The sequence below is a fragment of the Aliivibrio sp. S10_S31 genome (assembly GCF_014694495.1).
GTDB lineage: Bacteria > Pseudomonadota > Gammaproteobacteria > Enterobacterales > Vibrionaceae > Aliivibrio > Aliivibrio fischeri.
Genome location: NZ_JAAUWR010000006.1, coordinates 22,379 through 42,757 on the forward strand (window position 1 = coordinate 22,379; position 20,379 = coordinate 42,757).

19 protein-coding genes and 2 tRNA genes are annotated in these 20,379 nt (G+C 39.9%); 4 read left to right on the plus strand and 17 right to left on the minus strand.

Features of this window, described 5'->3' with window-relative positions; genetic code table 11:
* Positions 1–85: 85 nt before the first annotated feature.
* Together rimI and HC728_RS06735 are read right to left on the minus strand one after the other, a co-directional pair.
* Positions 86–532, minus strand: coding sequence for a ribosomal protein S18-alanine N-acetyltransferase (rimI, locus tag HC728_RS06730; protein ID WP_011261268.1), 447 nt, complete (start codon positions 530–532; stop codon positions 86–88).
* The gene (locus HC728_RS06735) at positions 522–923 is read right to left on the minus strand and encodes a DNA polymerase III subunit psi (RefSeq protein WP_005417701.1); all 402 of its coding nucleotides are present in this window, start codon (positions 921–923) and stop codon (positions 522–524) included. Before HC728_RS06735 ends, rimI begins: the two co-directional genes overlap by 11 nt.
* 210 nt (positions 924–1,133) lie before the next feature.
* Between HC728_RS06735 and HC728_RS06740 the strand changes: the two genes are divergently transcribed.
* The gene (locus HC728_RS06740) at positions 1,134–1,601 is read left to right on the plus strand and encodes a hypothetical protein (RefSeq protein WP_017018307.1); all 468 of its coding nucleotides are present in this window, start codon (positions 1,134–1,136) and stop codon (positions 1,599–1,601) included.
* Positions 1,602–1,653: 52 nt separating this feature from the next.
* On the opposite strand, the gene HC728_RS06745 is transcribed toward HC728_RS06740, so the two are convergent.
* Both HC728_RS06745 and HC728_RS06750 read right to left on the minus strand, forming a co-directional pair.
* On the minus strand, positions 1,654–2,157 hold the full coding sequence (locus HC728_RS06745) for a GNAT family N-acetyltransferase (RefSeq protein ID WP_005417699.1): 504 nt from the start codon (positions 2,155–2,157) through the stop codon (positions 1,654–1,656).
* Positions 2,147–2,665 (minus strand): SCP2 domain-containing protein, encoded by a 519-nt coding sequence (locus HC728_RS06750; protein WP_005417693.1) that lies wholly within the window; start codon positions 2,663–2,665, stop codon positions 2,147–2,149. The genes HC728_RS06745 and HC728_RS06750 overlap by 11 nt, the downstream gene beginning before the upstream one ends.
* A 208-nt stretch (positions 2,666–2,873) precedes the next feature.
* Here HC728_RS06750 and HC728_RS06755 point away from each other — a divergent pair, with 208 nt between their 5' ends.
* The 3 genes from HC728_RS06755 to HC728_RS06765 all read left to right on the plus strand — a co-directional run bounded on the left by HC728_RS06755 (position 2,874) and on the right by HC728_RS06765 (position 7,008).
* Positions 2,874–4,901 (plus strand): EAL domain-containing protein, encoded by a 2,028-nt coding sequence (locus tag HC728_RS06755; RefSeq protein WP_005417691.1) that lies wholly within the window; start codon positions 2,874–2,876, stop codon positions 4,899–4,901.
* 217 nt (positions 4,902–5,118) lie between these two features.
* Positions 5,119–6,120 carry a peptidase U32 family protein gene (locus HC728_RS06760; protein WP_005417689.1) on the plus strand — a complete coding sequence of 334 codons (1,002 nt, stop codon included), beginning with the start codon at positions 5,119–5,121 and terminating at the stop codon, positions 6,118–6,120.
* Positions 6,121–6,129: 9 nt separating this feature from the next.
* Positions 6,130–7,008, plus strand: coding sequence for a U32 family peptidase (locus tag HC728_RS06765; RefSeq protein WP_012534154.1), 879 nt, complete (start codon positions 6,130–6,132; stop codon positions 7,006–7,008).
* 75 nt (positions 7,009–7,083) lie between these two features.
* On the opposite strand, the gene nlpI is transcribed toward HC728_RS06765, so the two are convergent.
* From nlpI to folP, 13 genes are all read right to left on the minus strand, one after another.
* A complete protein-coding gene (gene nlpI / locus HC728_RS06770) occupies positions 7,084–8,067 on the minus strand; it encodes a lipoprotein NlpI (RefSeq protein WP_190395230.1) in 984 nt (327 codons plus the stop codon).
* Positions 8,068–8,187: 120 nt separating this feature from the next.
* Positions 8,188–10,317, minus strand: a complete 2,130-nt coding sequence (gene pnp / locus HC728_RS06775; protein WP_012534174.1) for a polyribonucleotide nucleotidyltransferase — start codon at positions 10,315–10,317, stop codon at positions 8,188–8,190.
* A gap of 338 nt (positions 10,318–10,655) precedes the next feature.
* Positions 10,656–10,925 (minus strand): 30S ribosomal protein S15, encoded by a 270-nt coding sequence (gene rpsO / locus HC728_RS06780; protein WP_005417682.1) that lies wholly within the window; start codon positions 10,923–10,925, stop codon positions 10,656–10,658.
* Positions 10,926–11,087: 162 nt separating this feature from the next.
* On the minus strand, positions 11,088–12,038 hold the full coding sequence (truB, locus tag HC728_RS06785; RefSeq protein WP_005417681.1) for a tRNA pseudouridine(55) synthase TruB: 951 nt from the start codon (positions 12,036–12,038) through the stop codon (positions 11,088–11,090).
* Positions 12,038–12,445: a 30S ribosome-binding factor RbfA gene (rbfA, locus tag HC728_RS06790; RefSeq protein WP_005417680.1), complete on the minus strand. Its 408-nt coding sequence runs from the start codon at positions 12,443–12,445 to the stop codon at positions 12,038–12,040. The genes truB and rbfA overlap by 1 nt, the downstream gene beginning before the upstream one ends.
* Before the next feature lie 112 nt (positions 12,446–12,557).
* Positions 12,558–15,239: a translation initiation factor IF-2 gene (infB, locus tag HC728_RS06795; protein ID WP_005417679.1), complete on the minus strand. Its 2,682-nt coding sequence runs from the start codon at positions 15,237–15,239 to the stop codon at positions 12,558–12,560.
* A gap of 24 nt (positions 15,240–15,263) precedes the next feature.
* Positions 15,264–16,751, minus strand: a complete 1,488-nt coding sequence (nusA, locus tag HC728_RS06800) for a transcription termination factor NusA (RefSeq protein WP_005417678.1) — start codon at positions 16,749–16,751, stop codon at positions 15,264–15,266.
* A 17-nt stretch (positions 16,752–16,768) separates the two neighbouring features.
* On the minus strand, positions 16,769–17,224 hold the full coding sequence (gene rimP, locus HC728_RS06805) for a ribosome maturation factor RimP (RefSeq protein ID WP_005417676.1): 456 nt from the start codon (positions 17,222–17,224) through the stop codon (positions 16,769–16,771).
* Positions 17,225–17,388: 164 nt separating this feature from the next.
* Positions 17,389–17,465 (minus strand) — tRNA-Met (locus HC728_RS06810).
* A 69-nt stretch (positions 17,466–17,534) separates the two neighbouring features.
* A tRNA-Leu gene (locus HC728_RS06815) sits at positions 17,535–17,619 on the minus strand.
* 9 nt (positions 17,620–17,628) lie between these two features.
* Positions 17,629–17,961 (minus strand): preprotein translocase subunit SecG, encoded by a 333-nt coding sequence (gene secG, locus HC728_RS06820; protein WP_005417674.1) that lies wholly within the window; start codon positions 17,959–17,961, stop codon positions 17,629–17,631.
* A 151-nt stretch (positions 17,962–18,112) separates the two neighbouring features.
* Positions 18,113–19,450 carry a phosphoglucosamine mutase gene (gene glmM / locus HC728_RS06825; RefSeq protein WP_012533775.1) on the minus strand — a complete coding sequence of 446 codons (1,338 nt, stop codon included), beginning with the start codon at positions 19,448–19,450 and terminating at the stop codon, positions 18,113–18,115.
* A gap of 47 nt (positions 19,451–19,497) precedes the next feature.
* Positions 19,498–20,334 carry a dihydropteroate synthase gene (gene folP, locus HC728_RS06830; RefSeq protein WP_017018304.1) on the minus strand — a complete coding sequence of 279 codons (837 nt, stop codon included), beginning with the start codon at positions 20,332–20,334 and terminating at the stop codon, positions 19,498–19,500.
* Positions 20,335–20,379: the final 45 nt, after the last annotated feature.

Genomic DNA, 20,379 nt, shown 5'->3' on the forward strand with positions numbered 1-20,379 from the left:
ATCCTGTAAGATTTCAGAAAGGATAGAACATGTAATAATTAGGCGAGATTATACGCAAACTCGCCTCTTATCTAAAGTAAGGAATTTAGAAAAATATAAAGCTCATAATAATAGCGTCTTCTTTGCCATTATTTGTTGGGTAATAATCATGACGGCGAGTCACTTCATTAAACCCTTCAGACTCATATAGTGAGATAGCTTTAGTATTACTTTCACGCACTTCGAGCCATGCTGATTCAGCTTTTTGCTCCATACACATATCAATAAAAAATTCAGTTAACTTACGCCCGAACCCTTTACCTTGATGAGCAGGATCTATCGCAATATTCAATAAAGTCACTTCGCCGACAACATTTTGAGCATAAAAGTAACCCACGACTTGCTCATCAACTAGCATGACTCGATGCTGAGCACAGCGACTATCAAGCTCTCTGATCATAGATTCAGCCCAAGGATGTGAATGAGCAGCTCTTTCTATTCGCCAAATATCATCTAAATGAGATTCAGAAGTTGTTTGAATTTTAATTGTCATAAGAACAAATTTGTCGCCATAAATCACGTCGTGATTGAGTATTAGAATGCATCTCTGACAATAAAGGAGAGGTTAATATTTTAACGCCTTCTAGCTCTGTGGTTGATACCCCAGAGAACCAGCACCAATCTAAATGATGCTCACCAATATATTCTAATGACTCAGAGGAAAGAAATAACGCCTGCTCAGGCGACAGCTTCATACTCGCAAGCACTTTTCCAAATAGAAAAGCATCACGTTCTGTCGGTATAGCAGGAGCTACAAATAATAACTGACAAGTTTCAGGTAACGATAATGTTGTGTTTTCTAATGCTGGAAAATAGCTTGTCTGACGAACCTGCCAAACCGAAATATCCATCTCATTTAAAAACTGTAGTGCTTGTTGGGGCATATCATTCACCTGCTTATCTAAGGTGGAGAATCTTATCAATATTCTAGATTTGATGCTACTTATACACACTAGGAACACACACTCATCATTACTGAGTAACGCCACTTCGTCTCAAATATTATACATAGTGACATTTTAACCTACTCCTGACTTTGCATGTATTTTGATTCAATACTTTAGCCCCTCATTTTTGTATTAAGACTATGGCTAATGAAAAAACAATTAATTACTGCTACCGCTTTCTCCTCTTTTCTTTCAATGATTGCTCTTGTTTTACTTATTAATGCTGTATCAATAAATACTGTTTATGCGAAAGATAAAGATGATTGGGTACTGATTGGCGATAAAACGGTTAACTTTGAGCAAGAGGAAGATAAAGTAGAGCCCCTGCCTTTTCTTAGTGAGCGTAAATTTTCCAAGATAAAAATCAAATGTGTGCAAGGTACTGTCAGCATAAAAAATATGAAAGTAACCATGACTGATGGCTCAACCAAACAATTAAAAACCATGGGCACATTAACAAAGGGAATGAGTTCTCGAACTTATAAATTACCAGGAACGGATAAATCCAAATTTGATTTTCTGGAATTACAATATAAAAGTTGGGGAAACCTGACATTAAATGCCGCGGGAGTGGTGAAAAAAGCCAAAGTAGAAGTATGGGGATTAAAGCGCTAACTACCAATAAAAATAGAATGCTCATAGCAAGATGAGCATTCTTTTCGTCTATTTATAATAAATCAAATTCAGGACAGTACTCGATTAACCCTGATTTCCCTTCAATAAACTCAGAAGAACAGGCTTTAATCATAAAAGCACCTTCAGGAACTTCCCATTTAGAGTGCATATCGTAATTCGTCGCTGATTCAAAACCAAAACGTTGATAGTAATTAGGATCACCTAATACGACAGCAACGGGATACCCCAGTTCAGTCAACATCTCTAGGCCTTCTTTTACTAATGCCTCAGCAATACCTTGTTTTTGATGCTCCTTTTTTACACATAAAGGAGCTAATCCTTGCCAGTTTAAATCATCGCCATTAAGAGTAACTGGACTAAATAAGCAATGACCAATCACTTCACCATCATCACTACATGCAACTAATGCAAGTGTTAAATGACTGTTTTCACGCAAAGACATCACTAATTTCGCTTCTGCTTCAGTATCAAATGCAGAGCGAACTAAACGGTCAACCGTCAGAATATCAGCTGGAGCTTCAGTTCTAATAAGCATTCATGGTCTCTTTAACTTCTGGTTTCTGCAAACCTTGCTGTACAAAGTTCGCCAACGTCATTAATGCTTGATTTAATGGTTTTGGTAACGAATCAAGATCAACGCTATCCATTAAGTTTTTCACTTCCAAACCAAGCTCTGTATCGCCTTCAATTTTTAGGCGACGTTGAAAAAACAAAGTATCAGGATCTTCTTTTCGGCCTGCAATTAAAATCAGATCATTTAACTGCCCACTGAAACTCACATCATCATTCTCTGTTTTATTTGAGACTACCAGTTTTTCATCTTGATAGCTGATAAACCATTCTAATTCGAGATCAAGAATCGAAACTTTAAGCCATTTATCTTCTAAAAACTCAAAATCACCATCTTCAAGAGCTTCATGAAAAACTTGTTTTAATCCTTCGAGTAACATCTTCTGTTGAATTGAAACAGGAACTAACTTTGCAGGAGTTTTTAAAACAGAGGCCGCATTTTCTACTAATTTCGAACGAATTTGATTAATCACACTTAATTTCCATAACATTTGGTCGATAACTAGAGGCAAGTATAAATTGATAGAGTGATATCTAACCTGTTTATTATCAAAAAAAGCACTTATTACGATTAAAGGTAGAAAATAGGGATTCTTTCAATGTATATTTTACTGTTCGTCTTATAAATAAACATTATATCTCTGGAAGTTATTGGTCTTCTTTACTAAAAGCGGTAACACTATGTCTCTTTCTCAAATACAACATTGGCTTCCTTTGCTTACAGATAACAGTCCATTTCTGTTTGCTATTTTGGACAAAGACCATAAATACATAACAGTAAACAACCGTTACTGTGAACTTAGTGGATTAAACCGTGAATCCCTTTGTGGTCGAAGTGACTCTGAAATTTTAGGTAAACATTTTTACTCGTCATTAAAAGCCTATTATGACCGAGCCCTAAACGGTGAAAAAATTGAAGCTGAAATTACGCTAGATGACCATCGTTTTGATACCAGTCTACATTTCAGTCTCTTCCCTATTTATGAAGAAGATACCACTTATATTGTATTCCACGCTGTCGATACCTCAGAACGCCAACAACTTCTCAACTCTCTAAAAGAAAGTGAATCTAAGTACCACAAACTCACAGAGCTATTAAGTGACTCCGTCTTTTTAATCGAGGGAGATATTATTGTCTCTGCAAACGGAGCATCAGCTAAAATGCTTGGGTTTAACAATCCAGCAGAATTTATTGGCGAAAGCATTGAACAACTTTTACACTCCCCTTCTCGTACTCAATGCTTATCAGAGTTAATATCAAACTTACCTTCTGAACAACAATTAACAGTAAGAACTACCGCTAATTGCTCTCTGCGTGCCGAATTAATATTAACGGTTGAAGAAACTCACATATTAGGAAGCCCTGCTCATCTTGTTATTTTAAAAGAAAACAAGAAGCAAATTGCAATGAGCAACCATATTGCCGCTTCTCAAGTGGACCTACTCACCGGGATCTATAACCGACACGGTTTTACTCATGTTATAGAGAAAATGATTAAAGAAGATATTCCTTTTTTCATGCTCTATTTAGACATCGATAACTTTAAAAATATTAATGACTCACTTGGGCATCATATTGGGGATCGAGTCTTAAAAGAGATCTCTAATCGCTTACAGAAACTATTACCCAAACACGCCGTAGTTGGTCATTTAGGTGGCGATGAATTTGGAATTCTATTTCCAAAACCTGAACATAACCAAGTTCTTGAGCAATTATCTGAAAAGATCATCAATTTAATCAATCAACCATTCGATCTTGTTCACTTCTCAAAACGTCTTGCTTGTTCAATTGGTAGTGTTCAATACCCGGCAGATGGCAGTGATGCTCGCAGTTTATTGCAAAATGCAGACACAGCCATGTATGAAGCAAAAGATCGAGGTAGAAACCGTTTAATTAAATTTCATGACCAAATGAACAAAGAAGCACGCATGCGTCTTTGGTTAGAGATTGAATTACAAAAAGCACTTCAAAATAATGGACTTGAAGTTTGGTATCAACCAAAAGTAAGTGCTCGTGACTTTAGAATTAATGGTGCAGAAGCTCTGGTTCGATGGAAACACCCTGTTGAAGGTTATATCAGCCCAGCTCGTTTCATCCCTGTAGCTGAGCGCTCTGGCTTAATTGAAACTTTAGGTAAAGTCGTGATGCGCGAGGTTTTCCAAACCGTTAAAGAATGGAAGAATCAAGGGATCTTACCTGGCCGTATTGCTATTAACCTGTCACCAGAGCAATTTGGTAACCCTCAATTAATTGAGTACATGGAGAGACTTCTTAAGACGACACAAGTTGACCCTAATTGTATCACGTTAGAATTAACTGAAAGTGCGGTAATGAGTGATGGCGAACATGCAATTCAAATGCTTGATGCGATTAAAAAACTCGGTTTTACTCTATCAATTGATGACTTTGGTACCGGCTACTCTTCTTTAGCTTATCTAGCACGCTTTCCATTAGATGAGTTAAAAATCGATCGCGGGTTTATTAATGAAATAGATACATTACCCAAGCAAATTACGATCATCGAAAACGTAATTAATTTAGGTAAAAATTTAAACATGGATATCGTTGCTGAAGGCGTCGAAACAAGACAACAAGCGATGCTATTATCAAGTCTAAATTGTGATTCTATTCAAGGATTCCATTTCTACAAACCTCAACCAAAACATGAGATTGAAGCGTTATTAGTACAAAACAAACGCGCCAGATAAATAGAAATAATCGAACTTAATACCTAGATAAAGCCCACCACTTTCTAGGTATTACAGTCGATTATAAATTTAAAAAGAGCAAAAACTCAGGTTGAACCTCAATCCATCCCAAGCCTTTATTTAAAACACAAAACAACTAAAAACCTGCCTTATATCAAGTTTCAAAATTTTGTTACTATTATCATAGAGCATCAGATTTTTGTAATTAGGTATTCTTATGGAACTCCTCTGCCCAGCCGGTAATTTGCCCGCACTAAAAACCGCAATTGATTGCGGTGCCGATGCTGTTTATATCGGTTTTAAAGACGACACAAATGCTCGCCATTTTGCAGGCTTAAACTTTACAGGTAAAAAGCTTGAGAAAGCAGTGCAATATGTTCACGATAAAAATAAACATATTCATGTTGCCTTAAATACATTTGCTCACCCAGATGGATTTAGCCGTTGGACAAAGGCCGTAGATAACGCAGCAGCAATGGGAATTGATGCGCTTATTATTTCTGATATTGCTGTACTAGAATACGCAGCAACGACCTACCCTGATTTAGAGCTACACCTCTCGGTACAAGCATCTGCAACCAATGTTGCCGCTATTGATTTCTATAAAAAGAACTTCAATATTAAACGTGTTGTTTTGCCACGAGTGTTATCTATTCATCAAGTTAAACAACTTTCTCGTAATTTAACCTCAGATGTTGATTTAGAAGTCTTCGCTTTTGGTAGTCTATGTATCATGTCTGAAGGTCGTTGTTACTTATCATCATACATGACAGGCGAATCGCCAAACACAGTAGGCGCTTGCTCACCAGCAAAATATGTTCGTTGGCAAGAAACAGATAATGGACTGGAGTCTCGTTTAAATAATATTTTAATCGATCGTTATGGTGAAGGTGAAAATGCCGGCTATCCAACCCTGTGTAAAGGACGCTTTGATGTAGAAGGTAAAACCTTCCATGCCCTTGAGGAACCTACCAGTTTAAATACATTATCTTTAGTTCCTGAATTATTTGCAGCCAATGTTGCATCAGTGAAAATAGAAGGACGTCAACGCAGCCCTGCTTATGTTGAGCAAGTAACTCGTACATGGCGTGCAGCTATCGATAGCTACAAAGCAAATCCTGAAGGCTATGCGGTAGAACCTAAATGGGATGCAACATTAGCGAATGTATCAGAGGGGACACAAACCACTCTTGGTGCTTATCATAAGAAGTGGCAATAGGAGAACATCATGAAATACGCATTAGGTCCACTCCTATACTTTTGGTCTAAAGAAAACGTTGAGTCGTTTTATCAACAAGCAACCAATAGTGAAGCTGATATTATTTATTTAGGTGAAAGTGTTTGTTCAAAACGCCGAGAAATGAAACCTAAAGACTGGTTTGCTATTGCTAAGGATATTTCAGATTCTGGTAAACAAGTCGTGTTATCTACCATGGCTTTATTAGAAGCACCGAGTGAAGTCAATGTAATGAAAAAGTACATTGATAATGGTGATTTTATTATCGAAGCCAATGATGTATCGGCAATTCAACTAGCATCAGAGAGCAAAGTTCCATTTGTTGTTGGTCCAGCAGTTAACTGTTATAACGCTCAAACCCTAAACATCTTTTTAAAGCAAGGGATGACCCGTTGGTGTATGCCTGTAGAGCTTTCTCGTGAATGGCTACAGAACGTATTAACTCAATGTGATGAACTTGGTATCCGTAATAAATTTGAAACCGAAGTATTCAGTTACGGTTATCTTCCTCTTGCGTATTCTGCTCGCTGCTTTACTGCTCGTGCTGAGAATAAACCAAAAGATGAATGCGAAACGTGCTGTATTAAATACCCAACAGGCATTACGGTTAATAGCCAAGAAGGTCAGGAAGTATTCACGTTAAATGGTATTCAAACTCAATCTGGCTACTGCTACAACTTGATTAATGACTTACCAAGCATGAGTAGCCTAGTTGACGTGGTACGCTTAAGTCCATTAAGTGTTGAAACATTTGATGAAGTAAGCAAATTCAAAGCAAATGAAACAGGTTCTGCAAAGTTTGCTTTAAAAGATGCTCGTCATTGTAATGGTTACTGGCACAACATTGCTGGATTAGACATTCAAATGTAATTTTGAATTTTCTTTTGAATACAAAAAAGCCTTATCCATATGAATAAGGCTTTTTTATTATACTAATGTAGCTAATTATTCTGCTGTTGCTTCTTCTTTTAGAATCTCTTTTTCAGTACTTGTTTCCTGTGGTGCAACCGGTGTTTCTTTCGCTTCTTGTGCTTGCTGCTCTTTTATTTTTTGCTCTTGCAAATCACGTAAAGCTTTATAGATATTACCTAGTTCCACAAACGAATATCGATGTTCTACATACTCATAAACGTTGTTCGACATACTTAACTTATACAAAGCAATTGCGTTTGGATAATCACCTTCGTATTGGTAACGCTTAGCTAAGTAAAAATAACCTTCTGTTAGTTTTTCTGCCAATGCGACATTATTACGAGTTGTAGTTAAGATTTTTTTCAAAAACTCATCTTCAGAAGTTTCTTTTAAAATAAGTCCTGCAAGATCCCATCCAAAATCTTCATCTGTTCTTTGTTGATATTGTTTTTGGAAGGTTTCTGTTGCGACTTTTGCATCCACTTCTAAACCAATCCAATACAACCAAATAGCACGATATGGATCGCGAGGTGCATCATTGTAATGCTTTTGAGCAATCTCATACGCTTGATCGTAGCGCTCACCATAATATAGAGCGATAGCTAAATTACGTTCCGCAAATTGGTTGTTTGGATCTAACTCTAAAGCAGAATCTAGTGCTTCATAAGCTCCATCAAAATCTGTATTTTGTGTGTAGTAAACACCAAGGATATTAAACACATCACTCTGATCAGGTTTTAACGTTAAAGATTGAGTAAAGTCGACACGAGCCAAGTCACGTAAACCTAAACTGTCTTTAATTAACCCTCTTTCATAATACATTTTTGCACGAGTTACATCATCCACATCAGGGCGCTGTAGCAATTGGTCCAAACGAGATAATTGGATCTCTTGTTGGATACTTGGTTGTAAAGGAACTGCCATTGGAGGGTATCCCCATCCTGATGTATCCCCTTTAGATGCACACCCAGACAACACTAATACTGCGCCAACTAAGGCTACTCGAATCCAATTCACTCATTTTCTCCTATGATAAACCTAATTCTTTTAATAAAAGCGACTCTATATTAAAAGAAAAGGGAGCATTTCTGCTCCCTTTATAACATGCTTTAAATCAAAAGACTGTAATCAATAAGATTATTCTGCGTCTTTTGCTTCAGCAGCAGGTGCTGGATTTAGTTCAGCATTTGCTTCTTTAATACTTAGACGAATACGGCCTTGACGGTCGATTTCAAGTACTTTAGTTTTCACTTCTTGACCAACTTGTAAGTGATCAGCCACTTTCTCGATACGCTCTTCTGCGATTTGAGAAATGTGAACTAGACCTTCTTTAGGACCAAGAACCGTTACGAACGCACCGAAATCTACGATACGCATAACTTTACCTGTGTAGATCTTACCCACTTCAACTTCAGCAGTGATCTCTTCGATGCGACGAATCGCTTCTTTAGCAGCAGCACCTTCAGTTGCAGCGATTTTGATAGTACCGTCGTCTTCGATTTCGATAGTTGTGCCAGTCTCTTCACAAAGAGCACGGATAACTGCACCACCTTTACCGATAACATCTTTGATCTTATCAGAGCTGATTTTCATTGTGTGGATACGTGGAGCAAATTCAGAGATATCTTCACGAGCACCAGAGATTGCTTCATCCATAACTTTAAGGATGTGCTTACGCGCACCTTGAGCTTGGTTTAGAGCGATCTGCATGATCTCTTTAGTGATACCTTCGATTTTGATGTCCATTTGAAGTGCAGTGATACCTTCATTAGTACCCGCTACTTTAAAGTCCATATCACCTAGGTGGTCTTCGTCACCAAGGATATCAGAAAGAACAACGAAATCGTCGCCTTCTTTCACAAGACCCATCGCGATACCAGCAACAGATGCTTTAATTGGAACACCAGCATCCATAAGAGCTAGAGATGTACCACATACAGAAGCCATTGAAGATGAACCGTTAGATTCAGTGATTTCCGAAACTACACGTACTGTGTATGGGAATTCTTCAATAGAAGGCATAACCGCTTGGATACCACGTTTAGCCAGTTTACCGTGACCAATTTCACGACGCTTAGGTGAACCAACAAAACCAGTTTCACCTACACAGTATGGAGGGAAGTTGTAGTGTAGAAGGAAGTGATCTTTCTTCTCACCCATTAGGCTATCGATGATTTGAGCATCACGTTGTGTACCAAGCGTTGCAGTAACAAGAGCTTGAGTTTCACCACGAGTGAATAGAGAAGAACCGTGTGTACGAGGAAGAACACCAGTACGTACGTCTAGCGCACGAACCATGTCTTTTTCACGACCATCGATACGTGGATTACCAGCGATGATACTGCGACGTACAACCGTTTTCTCTAGATCGTGGAAAATAGTGTGAACTTCTTTTAGGTTCACATCTTCATTTTCAGATACTAGAACTTCGTTAACTTCAGCCGCGATTTCATGAATGCGATCGTAACGAGTCATTTTTTCAGTAATTTGGTAAGCTTCAACTAATTTAGCTTCTGCTAGTTCTGCAATACGTGAGTTAAGAACTGTGTTCTCTTCTGGAGCAACCCAATCCCATGCAGGAGTAGCAACTTCAGCAGCAAACTCATTGATTGCTTTGATAACAACTTGTTGTTGATCGTGACCGAACACAACAGCAGATAGCATTTCTTCTTCAGTTAGGTTATCAGCTTCTGATTCAACCATTAATACTGCGCCTTCTGTACCAGACACTACTAGGTCTAGTTTAGAGTTTTCAAGCTCAGTATTTGATGGGTTAAGAACAAGCTCACCGTTGATGTGACCAACACGTGCAGCACCGATAGGACCGTTAAATGGAATACCAGCAATAGCTAATGCCGCAGACGTACCGATCATAGTGATCATGTCTGGGTTAACTTCAGGGTTGATAGAAACAACCGTTGCAATTACCTGTACTTCGTTTTTGAATGCATCAGGGAAAAGAGGACGGATTGGACGGTCAATTAGACGAGCTGTTAGTGTTTCAGCTTCAGAAGGACGGCCTTCACGCTTAAAGAAACCACCAGGGATTTTACCCGCAGCGTACGTACGCTCTTGGTAGTTAACTGTTAGTGGGAAGAAATCTTGACCAGGAACAGCTTCTTTCTTAGCAACAACAGAAACGAATACAGATGTATCGTCCATGCTTGCCATTACAGCAGCTGTAGCTTGACGAGCAATTACACCCGTTTCTAGAGTAACGGTATGGTTACCGTACTGAAATGATTTTACGACTGGATTCGCGAACATTTTTTTTCCTTTATTCTTATTGTTAAATGGCACTTTGTGCTATCAAAAATAAGAAATTTGTAGTTGATAATTCAACATACTACTAATCGCGACTAGTACAAATTGACTTCACTAAAGACAATTTGTAATAGCCGCGACCTAGTGGCCGACTTCGGTGACTGTAATATGATGAATTGGATAGTTTTATCAAAATTACTACTGAGCAATTTCAACGAGGCACAGTATACCTCAATTAGGGGAAGATGCGAGTTTCAGGAATGAAAAAGGAGATTTTAGAGCATAAAAAAAGGAGCGATAAACGCTCCTTTTCGTCAAACTGCCTTTACAGACATCGCAAATTAGCGACGTAGGCCTAGACGTTTGATTAGATCTTGGTAACGAGCAAGGTTTTTGCCTTTTAGGTAATCAAGAAGCTTACGACGGCTAGAAACCATACGTAGTAGACCACGACGGCTGTGGTGATCGTGCTTGTGATTAGCAAAGTGACCTTGAAGGTGGTTGATAGAAGCAGTTAGTAGTGCTACTTGTACTTCTGGTGAACCTGTGTCGCCTTCAGATTGTGCGTATTCAGCAACGATTGCTGCTTTAGTTTCTGCATTCAGAGACATAATTCTCTCCTGATAAGAGTAGTTTAATATTTGTAGTAGCCAATCTCTGATTCAGCCACTACGCGAAGGGCGAATTATACGGATGAACAATAATAAAGCAATAAAAAAAGAGCAAAAACCAACAGCTTTTGCTCTTTCTACTCTTTTGAAGCTCAGGATTAATTATTTTTCTTCTTCATCTCGAAAAACAACTAAACGCTTAGGAGCAACACGACCATCATCATCAATGTGACCAACACCGATGAATAAACGTTCATCACCCGATGTCATACGAACGATGCCATCTTGTGGAGCGCCAAACACTTGTACCGGTTGACCGTGTAAAACATGATCTGCCAATTCAGGGATCATATTTACTTCAGGTAAATCTTGTACTGCTGAGTCCATTGGCATTAATAATGGGTCAAGCAACTCACGAGGAGCTCGTTCTTCACGATGTGCTTGCTCAAGTAATGCTTCTAGGTCTTCGATCGTTACCATATTCTCATATGGGTAGTTCGACACGCCTGTACGACGTAAGTAAGTTACGTGCGCACCACAACCCAGCATTTCACCCAAATCATCAGTGATCGTACGAATGTAAGTACCTTTTGAACAATGCACTTCCATTTCTACTTCATGCCCTTCAAAACGGAGCAATTCAATAGAATAAACAGTGATCTTACGTGACTCACGAGGTACTTCAATGCCTTCACGTGCATATTCATACAAAGGACGACCTTGGTATTTTAATGCTGAAAACATTGATGGAATTTGATCCGTTGTACCACGGAATTTCGCAATACAACGCTCTAGCTGACCGCGATCCACTTTTACTTCACGAGTTTGAACCACTTCACCATCAGAGTCTGATGTATTCGTACGCTCACCTAGTTTAGCGACAACACGGTAGCGTTTATCAGAGTCTAAAAGAAACTGAGAAAACTTCGTTGCTTCACCTAAACAAATAGGAAGCATACCTGTTGCTAGAGGATCAAGTGCACCTGTATGACCTGCTTTTTCAGCAAAGTAAATGCGTTTAACTTTTTGCAGAGTATCGTTTGAAGTAATACCTGTTGGTTTATCAATTAAGATAACACCATTAACCGGACGACCCTTACGACGGCGAGCCATTACTCTTCACCTTCATCTGATTCGGTGCGGCCTGATTCTGCCATTTTACGTTTATCTGTATTAACAACATCAGTTACTAAATTAGACATACGCATACCTTCAACAAGTGTGTTGTCGTAAGTAAAACGAATTTCAGGAGTTAGGCGTAAGCGAATGCGCTTGCCAAGCATCATACGTAATGATGGCTCGTGCTCTTTTAGAGCGGCTAAGCTTGATTCAGGAGTTTGATCACCAACACAGAAGAAAGTCACGAATACTTTTGCATAAGCTAAATCACGTGATACTTCTACATCAGAAATAGTCACCATACCGATACGTGAATCACGAACTTCACGTTGTAGCATAACTGCTAGTTCTTTTTGTAATTGTTGCGACACACGCTGTGTGCGGCTAAATTCTTTTGACATATCTTTTCTCTCTTAGAAAGATGGGGGGCTTGGTAATTACCAGCCCCCCATGGTGTATTCAACAACCGATTACTACTTACCTTTAAAAGATAACGTTAGTAATTATAGTCAATTAGTCAAGAGTACGTTTGATCTCAACGATTTCGAATACTTCGATTTGGTCACCAACGCGTACGTCGTTGTAGTTCTTAACGCCGATACCACACTCGTAACCATTTTTAACTTCAGCTACGTCATCTTTAAAGCGACGTAGTGACTCTAGCTCACCTTCGTAAATTACTACGTTATCACGTAGAACACGAATTGGGTTGCTACGCTTAATCGTACCTTCAGTAACCATACAACCAGCGATTGCACCAAGTTTAGGCGACTTAAATACGTCACGAACTTGAGCAAGACCAATGATTTCTTGTTTAAACTCAGGAGCAAGCATACCGCCCATTGCAGCTTTAACTTCATCGATCAATTGGTAGATAATTGAGTAGTAACGAAGATCTAGGTTTTCGTTTTCAACAGTACGACGAGCCGTTGCATCAGCACGAACGTTGAAACCAAGGATGATTGCATTAGACGCTGCTGCAAGAGTTGCATCAGTTTCAGTAATACCACCAACACCAGAACCTACGATGTTAACTTTAACTTCGTCAGTAGACAGTTTAAGTAGTGAATCAGCAATCGCTTCAACAGAACCTTGAACGTCAGCTTTAAGTACTACGTTTAGCTCAGCAACTTCACCCGCTTCCATGTTAGCAAACATGTTTTCAAGCTTAGCTTTTTGTTGACGTGCTAGTTTAACATCACGGAATTTACCTTGACGGTAGTTTGCAACTTCACGTGCTTTACGCTCATCACGAACTACTGTTGCTTCGTCACCTGATGCAGGTACACCTGAAAGACCAAGGATCTCAACAGGGATAGATGGGCCAGCTGATTCAATATCTTTACCGTTTTCATCGCGCATAGCACGAACACGGCCGTATTCTTGACCACAAAGAACGATATCGCCTTTGTTAAGAGTACCTGATTGAACAAGAACTGTTGCTACAGGACCGCGACCTTTATCAAGGCGAGATTCAACAACAACACCTGACGCCATGCCTTCTCTTACAGCGGTAAGTTCTAGAACTTCAGACTGAAGAAGAATTGCTTCTAGAAGACCGTCAATGTTGGTACCTTGCTTAGCTGAGATATGAACAAAGATATTCTCTCCGCCCCATTCCTCAGGAATAACATCATATTGAGCAAGCTCATTTTTAACGTTATCTGGGTTAGCACCTTCTTTATCGATCTTGTTTACAGCAACAATCAGAGGTACACCAGCCGCTTTTGCGTGTTGGATAGCTTCGATTGTTTGTGGCATAACACCATCATCTGCAGCAACAACAAGAACAACGATATCTGTCGCTTGAGCACCACGAGCACGCATAGCTGTAAACGCTGCGTGTCCAGGAGTATCAAGGAAAGTGATCATACCGTTGTCAGTTTCAACGTGGTATGCACCGATGTGTTGTGTAATACCACCTGCTTCAGCATCAGCAACGTGTGCACGACGAATGTAGTCAAGTGTAGAAGTTTTACCATGGTCAACGTGACCCATGATAGTTACTACTGGAGCGCGACCTTCAGCTTCAGCGCTGTTGTCACGATCAGATAGTACTGCTTCTTCTAATTCATTTTCTTTACGAAGAATAACTTTGTGACCCATTTCTTCTGCTACAAGTTGTGCAGTTTCTTGGTCAATCACTTGGTTGATAGTCGCCATAGCGCCCATCTTCATCATAACTTTGATTACTTCTGTTGCTTTAACAGACATTTTGCTTGCTAGTTCAGAAACAACGATTGTTTCACCGATAGCAACGTCTTGCTTAGCAACTGTCGCTGACTTATCAAAGCCATGCTGCATTGAAGTAGGTTTGTTAACTTGTGCTTTCTTATTACGACCACCGCGTTGGTTACGACCACCACGAGGAGCAGCAGCTTCTGCAGGTTTTGCTTTTTTCTTACGACGGCGAGGTTGTTGCTCTTCTTTACGATCAGCTGCATCTTCAGCTTCACGTGCATGAGAAGAAGTAGTTACATGGTAATCTGCATCTTTTTCAGCAGCTGATTTCTTTTGCTCTTCTTCTTTCCAACGAGCTTCATTTTCTTCAGCCAATTTACGAGCTTCTTCTACTAATTTTGCCGCTTCAGCTTCTGCTTTACGAGTCGCTTCTAGTTCCTGACGAGCTTTAAGCTCCTCAGCTTCTTTTTTCGCTTGTTCGTTTTTCTTAGTCATTTCTTTTTTAGCCTTATCAGCTTCAGCACGTTTCGCTTTCTCTTCAGCTTCACGTTTTGCATTGGCTTCCGCCTCAGCTTCACGTTTTGCCTGCTCTTCCGCTTCACGTTGTGCTTTTTGTTCAAGTTCGCGAACTGCAGCTTCCTCTGCATCGCGTTTGGCTTGTTCTTCAGCTTCTGCTTTCAGTTGCTCAGCTTTTTTCTCTTCTTCAAGTGCGCTTGCTTTTACATAAGTACGTTTTTTACGAACTTCTACTTGCACATCTTTACTTTTACCGCCGCTACCCGCAACACTTAATGTGCTACGAGTTTTACGTTGAAGAGTTAGACGCGTAGGCGATGCACTATCATCAGCACTACCATGCTCTTTCTTTAAGTGTACTAACAAAGATTGTTTTTCACCTTCAGAAACAGAGTCTCCGTCTTTTTTATTAATACCAGCATCCGAAAATTGCTGAAGTAAGCGGTCAACTGGAGTTCCAATTTCTTCACTAAGTGCTTTTACCGTAAGCTTTGTCATACCGCTTCTCCTTGCTTGCTATTATTATTCTTCGTCACTAAACCAACAGATGTTACGAGCTGCCATGATTAACTCACCAGCACGCTCTTCTGTTAGATTTTCAATATCAGACAGTTCATCAACACCTTGGTCTGCAAGGTCTTCAAGTGTAATAACACCTTTAGCTGCAAGTTTGAAAGCAAGCTCACGCTCTAAGCCTTCAAGAGCAAGTAGGTCTTCAGCTGGCTCAACACCATCTAATGATTCTTCTTGAGCTAGAGCTAATGTTGTTAACGCTTCTTTCGCACGAGTACGTAGAGCATCAACAGTATCTTCATCTAACTCTTCAATTTCTAGAAGCTCATTTACAGGTACGTAAGCGATTTCTTCTAGAGTTGTGAAACCTTCTTCAACTAATAGTTGAGCAAAGTCTGCATCGATATCTAAATGCTTAACGAATGCATCAATAGAACCTTGCGCTTCTTCTTGGTGCTTTTTGTTAAGATCAGCAACTGTCATTACGTTTAGTTCCCAACCAGTCAGTTGAGATGCTAGACGTACGTTTTGACCACTACGGCCAATTGCTTGTGCTAGATTATCAGCTTCAACAGCGATATCCATTGTGTTGTTGTCTTCATCAACAATGATAGAGGCAACTTCTGCTGGAGCCATTGCATTGATAACAAATTGCGCAGGGTTATCATCCCAAAGCACGATATCAATACGCTCACCACCAAGCTCACCAGATACAGCTTGTACACGTGCACCACGCATACCAACACACGCACCAACAGGATCAATACGTTTGTCGTTAGTTTTAACTGCGATCTTAGCACGAGAACCAGGATCACGAGCTGCACCTTTTAATTCAATTAGCTCTTCACCAATTTCAGGTACTTCTACGCGGAACAATTCAGTTAGCATTACGCCTTTTGAACGTGTCATGAATAATTGGAAACCACGTGCTTCAGGTTTAACTGCATATAGCAGACCACGAACACGGTCACCTGGACGGAAGTTTTCACGAGGAAGTTGGTCTTCACGTAAAATTACCGCTTCAGCGTTGTTACCAAGATCAACGATGATTGCATCGCGGTTTACTTTTTTAACGATACCAGTGATTAGCTCACCTTCGTTATCAATAAACTGCTCAACGATCATTGCACGCTCAGCTTCACGTACTTTTTGTACGATAACTTGTTTCGCTGTTTGAGTTGTAATACGGTCAAATGTTACTGACTCGATATCATCTTCAATGTAACCACCAACTTCGATAGTTTCATCTTCAAACTGTGCTGCTTCAATAGAAATTTCAAGCGTTGGGTTTTCAACGTTTTCTACTGCAACCCAACGACGGAATGTTTCGAAGTCACCAGTTTTGCGATCGATCGCAACACGTACTTCAATTTCCATTTCAGATTTTTTCTTTGTTGCTGTTGCAAGCGCGATTTCTAATGCTTCAAAAATTCGCTCACGAGGAACAGCTTTTTCATTTGATACTGCTTCTACAACAGCTAAGATTTCTTTGTTCATTTTAGCCTCTTCAAGCCTTAAAATTTAGGAACTAAGTTCGCCTTTGAAATGTTGCTTAACGCAAATTCTTCATTGTTACCATCAACTGTAACCGTAACAATCTCACCGTTAACTTCAAGGATGTCACCTTTCCATTTACGACGGTTATTCATCGGCATCTTTAATACAAGGCTGACCTCGTGACCAACAAATTGTTGATAATGTGCTGCTTTAAACAGTGGACGTTCAAGACCTGGAGACGAAACCTCTAGGTTATATGCTACTGTAATTGGATCTTCTACATCCATTACTGCACTGATTTGACGACTGGCTTCTGCACAGTCTTCCACAAAGATGCCATTTTCATGGTCGATGAATACACGTAGTGTTGAGTGTTCACCCGCACGTACGAATTCTAAACCAACCAATTCATAACCTAAAGCACCAACAGGAGCCTCAAGCATTTCTGTTAGTTGTCTTTCTAATCCTGTCATTGATATCCCCTGAAAACAAAAAAAGGGCTCAAGGCCCAATTCTTAAAAAACAGTCTGTTTCAGATAGCAAAAAACCCCGTAATTGCGGGGTTTAATACTGCTGGACCCTGAATGCCACTTGCGTGACTTACTTAAATAATAGCAATAACTCTTATTTAAGTAATTGGTTGCGGGAGCCGGATTTGAACCGACGACCTTCGGGTTATGAGCCCGACGAGCTACCAAGCTGCTCCATCCCGCGTCCGAAAAGAACAAAGAAATTATAGTTTCTTTATGCTTTTATTACAAGAATCAGATTCTCGTCTGAATATGGTGCCGAGAGAGGGACTTGAACCCTCACACCATAAGGCACTAGCACCTCATGCTAGCGTGTCTACCAATTTCACCATCTCGGCTAAATTCTTTTAAAGAGGAACGTCGCTGTCTTCAGTTGCAGGAACGTCGCTCGCGTTATCAGTTACTTGCTCTGTCGCTTGTTGATCTAGTTTAAGATCAAAACCTTCAGATTTATGCGTAGACATGTTGCCTAACGCTAAACTGATAACAAAAAATACTGTTGCACAAATTGCAGTCATTCGGGTTAAAAAGTTTCCAGAGCCACTAGAGCCAAATACAGTATTTGATGCCCCAGCCCCAAATGAAGCTCCCATATCTGCGCCTTTACCGTGTTGTACCAATACTAGGCCAATTACACCGACTGCGGCAATCAGATAAATCACAAGTAGAATCGTATGCATTCCGTCACCCATGTATCTAATTAATGTACCGGTAGCCTATTGGCAACACCAGCGCCCTCTCAATTAAGAGGCCGAAGGATATTAACCAAACTAGGCTACTATGACAAGTTAAAATTAACAAAAAACGTTCAATTTCATTTAATTGCTCAAATTAGCAGCTTTCTTTCACTGCATCCGCGATTTGTTGCGCATACTGTGTCACTAATTCCGCATCTTCACCTTCAACCATAACGCGAATTAAAGGCTCTGTACCTGACTTACGTAATAATACGCGGCCATTATCACCTAATTTAGCTTCCACATCAGCTTGAGCGGCTTTTACTGCTTCTGACTCAAGAGGATCATTATCTCCCGCAAATCGAACATTCACTAAAATTTGTGGGAACATACTCATGCCATCACACAATTCTTTTAATGACATTTTACTACCAACAATAGATGCAATAACTTGAAGCGCTGCAACAATCGCATCACCCGTCGTTACTTTATCTAAAAGGATAACGTGACCTGAATTCTCAGCACCAATTAACCAATTGTTTTCCAGAAGCTTTTCCATCACATAGCGGTCACCAACATCTGAACGAACAAATGGAATGCCAAGATTACGTAACGCAACCTCCATGCCCATATTTGTCATCAATGTACCAACCACACCACCTTTTAACTCACCACGACGTAGCGCGTCACGAGCAATGATGTACGCAATCTGGTCGCCATCTACTTTTTCACCAAACTCATCCACCATGATGATACGGTCACCATCGCCATCAAATGCCACACCAAAATCCGCTTTTTCTTCAACAACTTTAGCTTGAAGAGCACGAACATCAGTAGCACCTACTTCATGATTAATATTGGTTCCGTTTGGCTCACAACCGATTGTGATGATCTCTGCACCTAGCTCTTTAAATACATTCGGAGCAATATGATACGTTGCACCATTTGCACAATCGATAACGATTTTTAAACCAGCAAGACTTAACTCTTTAGGGAAGGTACTTTTACAGAATTCAATGTAACGACCTGCAGCATCATTAAGACGAGAGGCTTTACCAAGTAAAGCAGATTCAACACATGTCATTGGCTTATCAAGCTCTGCTTCAATCGCCATTTCAACGTCATCTGGAAGTTTTGTCCCTTCTGATGAGAAGAATTTAATGCCATTATCGTAGTATGGATTATGAGAAGCTGAAATCACAATACCTGCTTCTGCACGAAATGTCTGAGTAAGGTAAGCCACAGCTGGAGTTGGCATCGGACCCGTAAATTTAGCTTGTAATCCAGCAGCTGCTAAACCTGCTTCTAATGCTGATTCAAGCATATAACCAGAAATACGTGTATCTTTACCAATAATGACTTTTTTTGTGCCTTGCTTAGCTAAAACTTGTCCTGCCGCCCAGCCAAGCTTCATAACAAAATCAGGTGTGATAGGTGCTTGCCCTACTAATCCTCGAACGCCATCGGTTCCGAAATATTTACGTTCAGCCATGTTGTACTCCATGTTTTTTTAATAATTTATTTAAATTGAACAATTCTTTAATGAGGAAATTGTTCTAAAGTTGCTTGGCAAACCTTTACGATATCCATCGTTTGTTCAAAATCATGAACACGAATAATTTGCGCCCCTTTCATAGCTGCAATCGTTGCACAAGCCAAGCTACCAGATACTGCCATTTTCGGCTCTACATCTAGTAACTTAAAAACCATCGATTTTCTCGACATCCCAGCAAGAAGCGGTAAACCAAATTGGTGAAAACGCTCTAACTCAGCAAGAAGCTGGTAATTATGCGCTAAGGTTTTACCAAAACCAAATCCAGGATCGAGAATTAACTTATCTTTTGCGATACCAACCGATTGGCATGCATCGATTCTTTCACTTAAAAAGTCAGATATATCAGAAAACAAGTCTTGGTAAGAAGGATTAGATTGCATGGTTCTAGGTTGACCTTGCATGTGCATCAAACAAATTGGAACATTGGCTTCTGCTGCTACTTGTAGTGCATTTGGCTCTTGTAGTGCTCGAACATCATTAATTAAATCAGCACCTGCTTTTACTGCCTCTTGCATCACAATAGCTTTACTGGTGTCGATTGAAATCCATGTATCAAATCGTTGATGAACCGCTTCAATAATCGGTAATACACGGTCTAATTCTTGTTGCAATGACACTTCTGGCGCGCCAGGTCGCGTTGACTCGCCGCCAATATCAATAAAGCTCACTCCAGCATTAACCATTTTTTCAGCTTGTTTAAGTGCTGCATCCAGATGAGTAAATTGGCCACCATCCGAAAAAGAGTCAGGTGTTACGTTCAGTATGCCCATGACATGAGAGCGATCTAATAAAAGGGATTTATTTTTGCTTATTAGTTTCATTACTCTACACCTTTAATAAATACAAAAACCCCGAGCATAACTCGG

Bases quoted from the DNA above. Each gene is read 5' to 3' on its own strand.
- rimP (WP_005417676.1), bottom strand. From the start codon at position 17,224: ATGACAGGATTAGAAAGACAACTAACAGAAATGCTTGAGGCTCCTGTT.
- glmM (WP_012533775.1), bottom strand. From the start codon at position 19,450: ATGGCTGAACGTAAATATTTCGGAACCGATGGCGTTCGAGGATTAGTA.
- HC728_RS06765 (WP_012534154.1), top strand. From the start codon at position 6,130: ATGAAATACGCATTAGGTCCACTCCTATACTTTTGGTCTAAAGAAAAC.
- folP (WP_017018304.1), bottom strand. From the start codon at position 20,334: ATGAAACTAATAAGCAAAAATAAATCCCTTTTATTAGATCGCTCTCAT.
- nusA (WP_005417678.1), bottom strand. From the start codon at position 16,751: ATGAACAAAGAAATCTTAGCTGTTGTAGAAGCAGTATCAAATGAAAAA.
- truB (WP_005417681.1), bottom strand. From the start codon at position 12,038: ATGGCTCGCCGTCGTAAGGGTCGTCCGGTTAATGGTGTTATCTTAATT.
- HC728_RS06740 (WP_017018307.1), top strand. From the start codon at position 1,134: ATGAAAAAACAATTAATTACTGCTACCGCTTTCTCCTCTTTTCTTTCA.
- HC728_RS06735 (WP_005417701.1), bottom strand. From the start codon at position 923: ATGCCCCAACAAGCACTACAGTTTTTAAATGAGATGGATATTTCGGTT.
- HC728_RS06755 (WP_005417691.1), top strand. From the start codon at position 2,874: ATGTCTCTTTCTCAAATACAACATTGGCTTCCTTTGCTTACAGATAAC.
- rpsO (WP_005417682.1), bottom strand. From the start codon at position 10,925: ATGTCTCTGAATGCAGAAACTAAAGCAGCAATCGTTGCTGAATACGCA.
- pnp (WP_012534174.1), bottom strand. From the start codon at position 10,317: ATGTTCGCGAATCCAGTCGTAAAATCATTTCAGTACGGTAACCATACC.
- rimI (WP_011261268.1), bottom strand. From the start codon at position 532: ATGACAATTAAAATTCAAACAACTTCTGAATCTCATTTAGATGATATT.
- HC728_RS06760 (WP_005417689.1), top strand. From the start codon at position 5,119: ATGGAACTCCTCTGCCCAGCCGGTAATTTGCCCGCACTAAAAACCGCA.
- infB (WP_005417679.1), bottom strand. From the start codon at position 15,239: ATGACAAAGCTTACGGTAAAAGCACTTAGTGAAGAAATTGGAACTCCA.
- rbfA (WP_005417680.1), bottom strand. From the start codon at position 12,445: ATGTCAAAAGAATTTAGCCGCACACAGCGTGTGTCGCAACAATTACAA.
- secG (WP_005417674.1), bottom strand. From the start codon at position 17,961: ATGCATACGATTCTACTTGTGATTTATCTGATTGCCGCAGTCGGTGTA.
- HC728_RS06745 (WP_005417699.1), bottom strand. From the start codon at position 2,157: ATGCTTATTAGAACTGAAGCTCCAGCTGATATTCTGACGGTTGACCGT.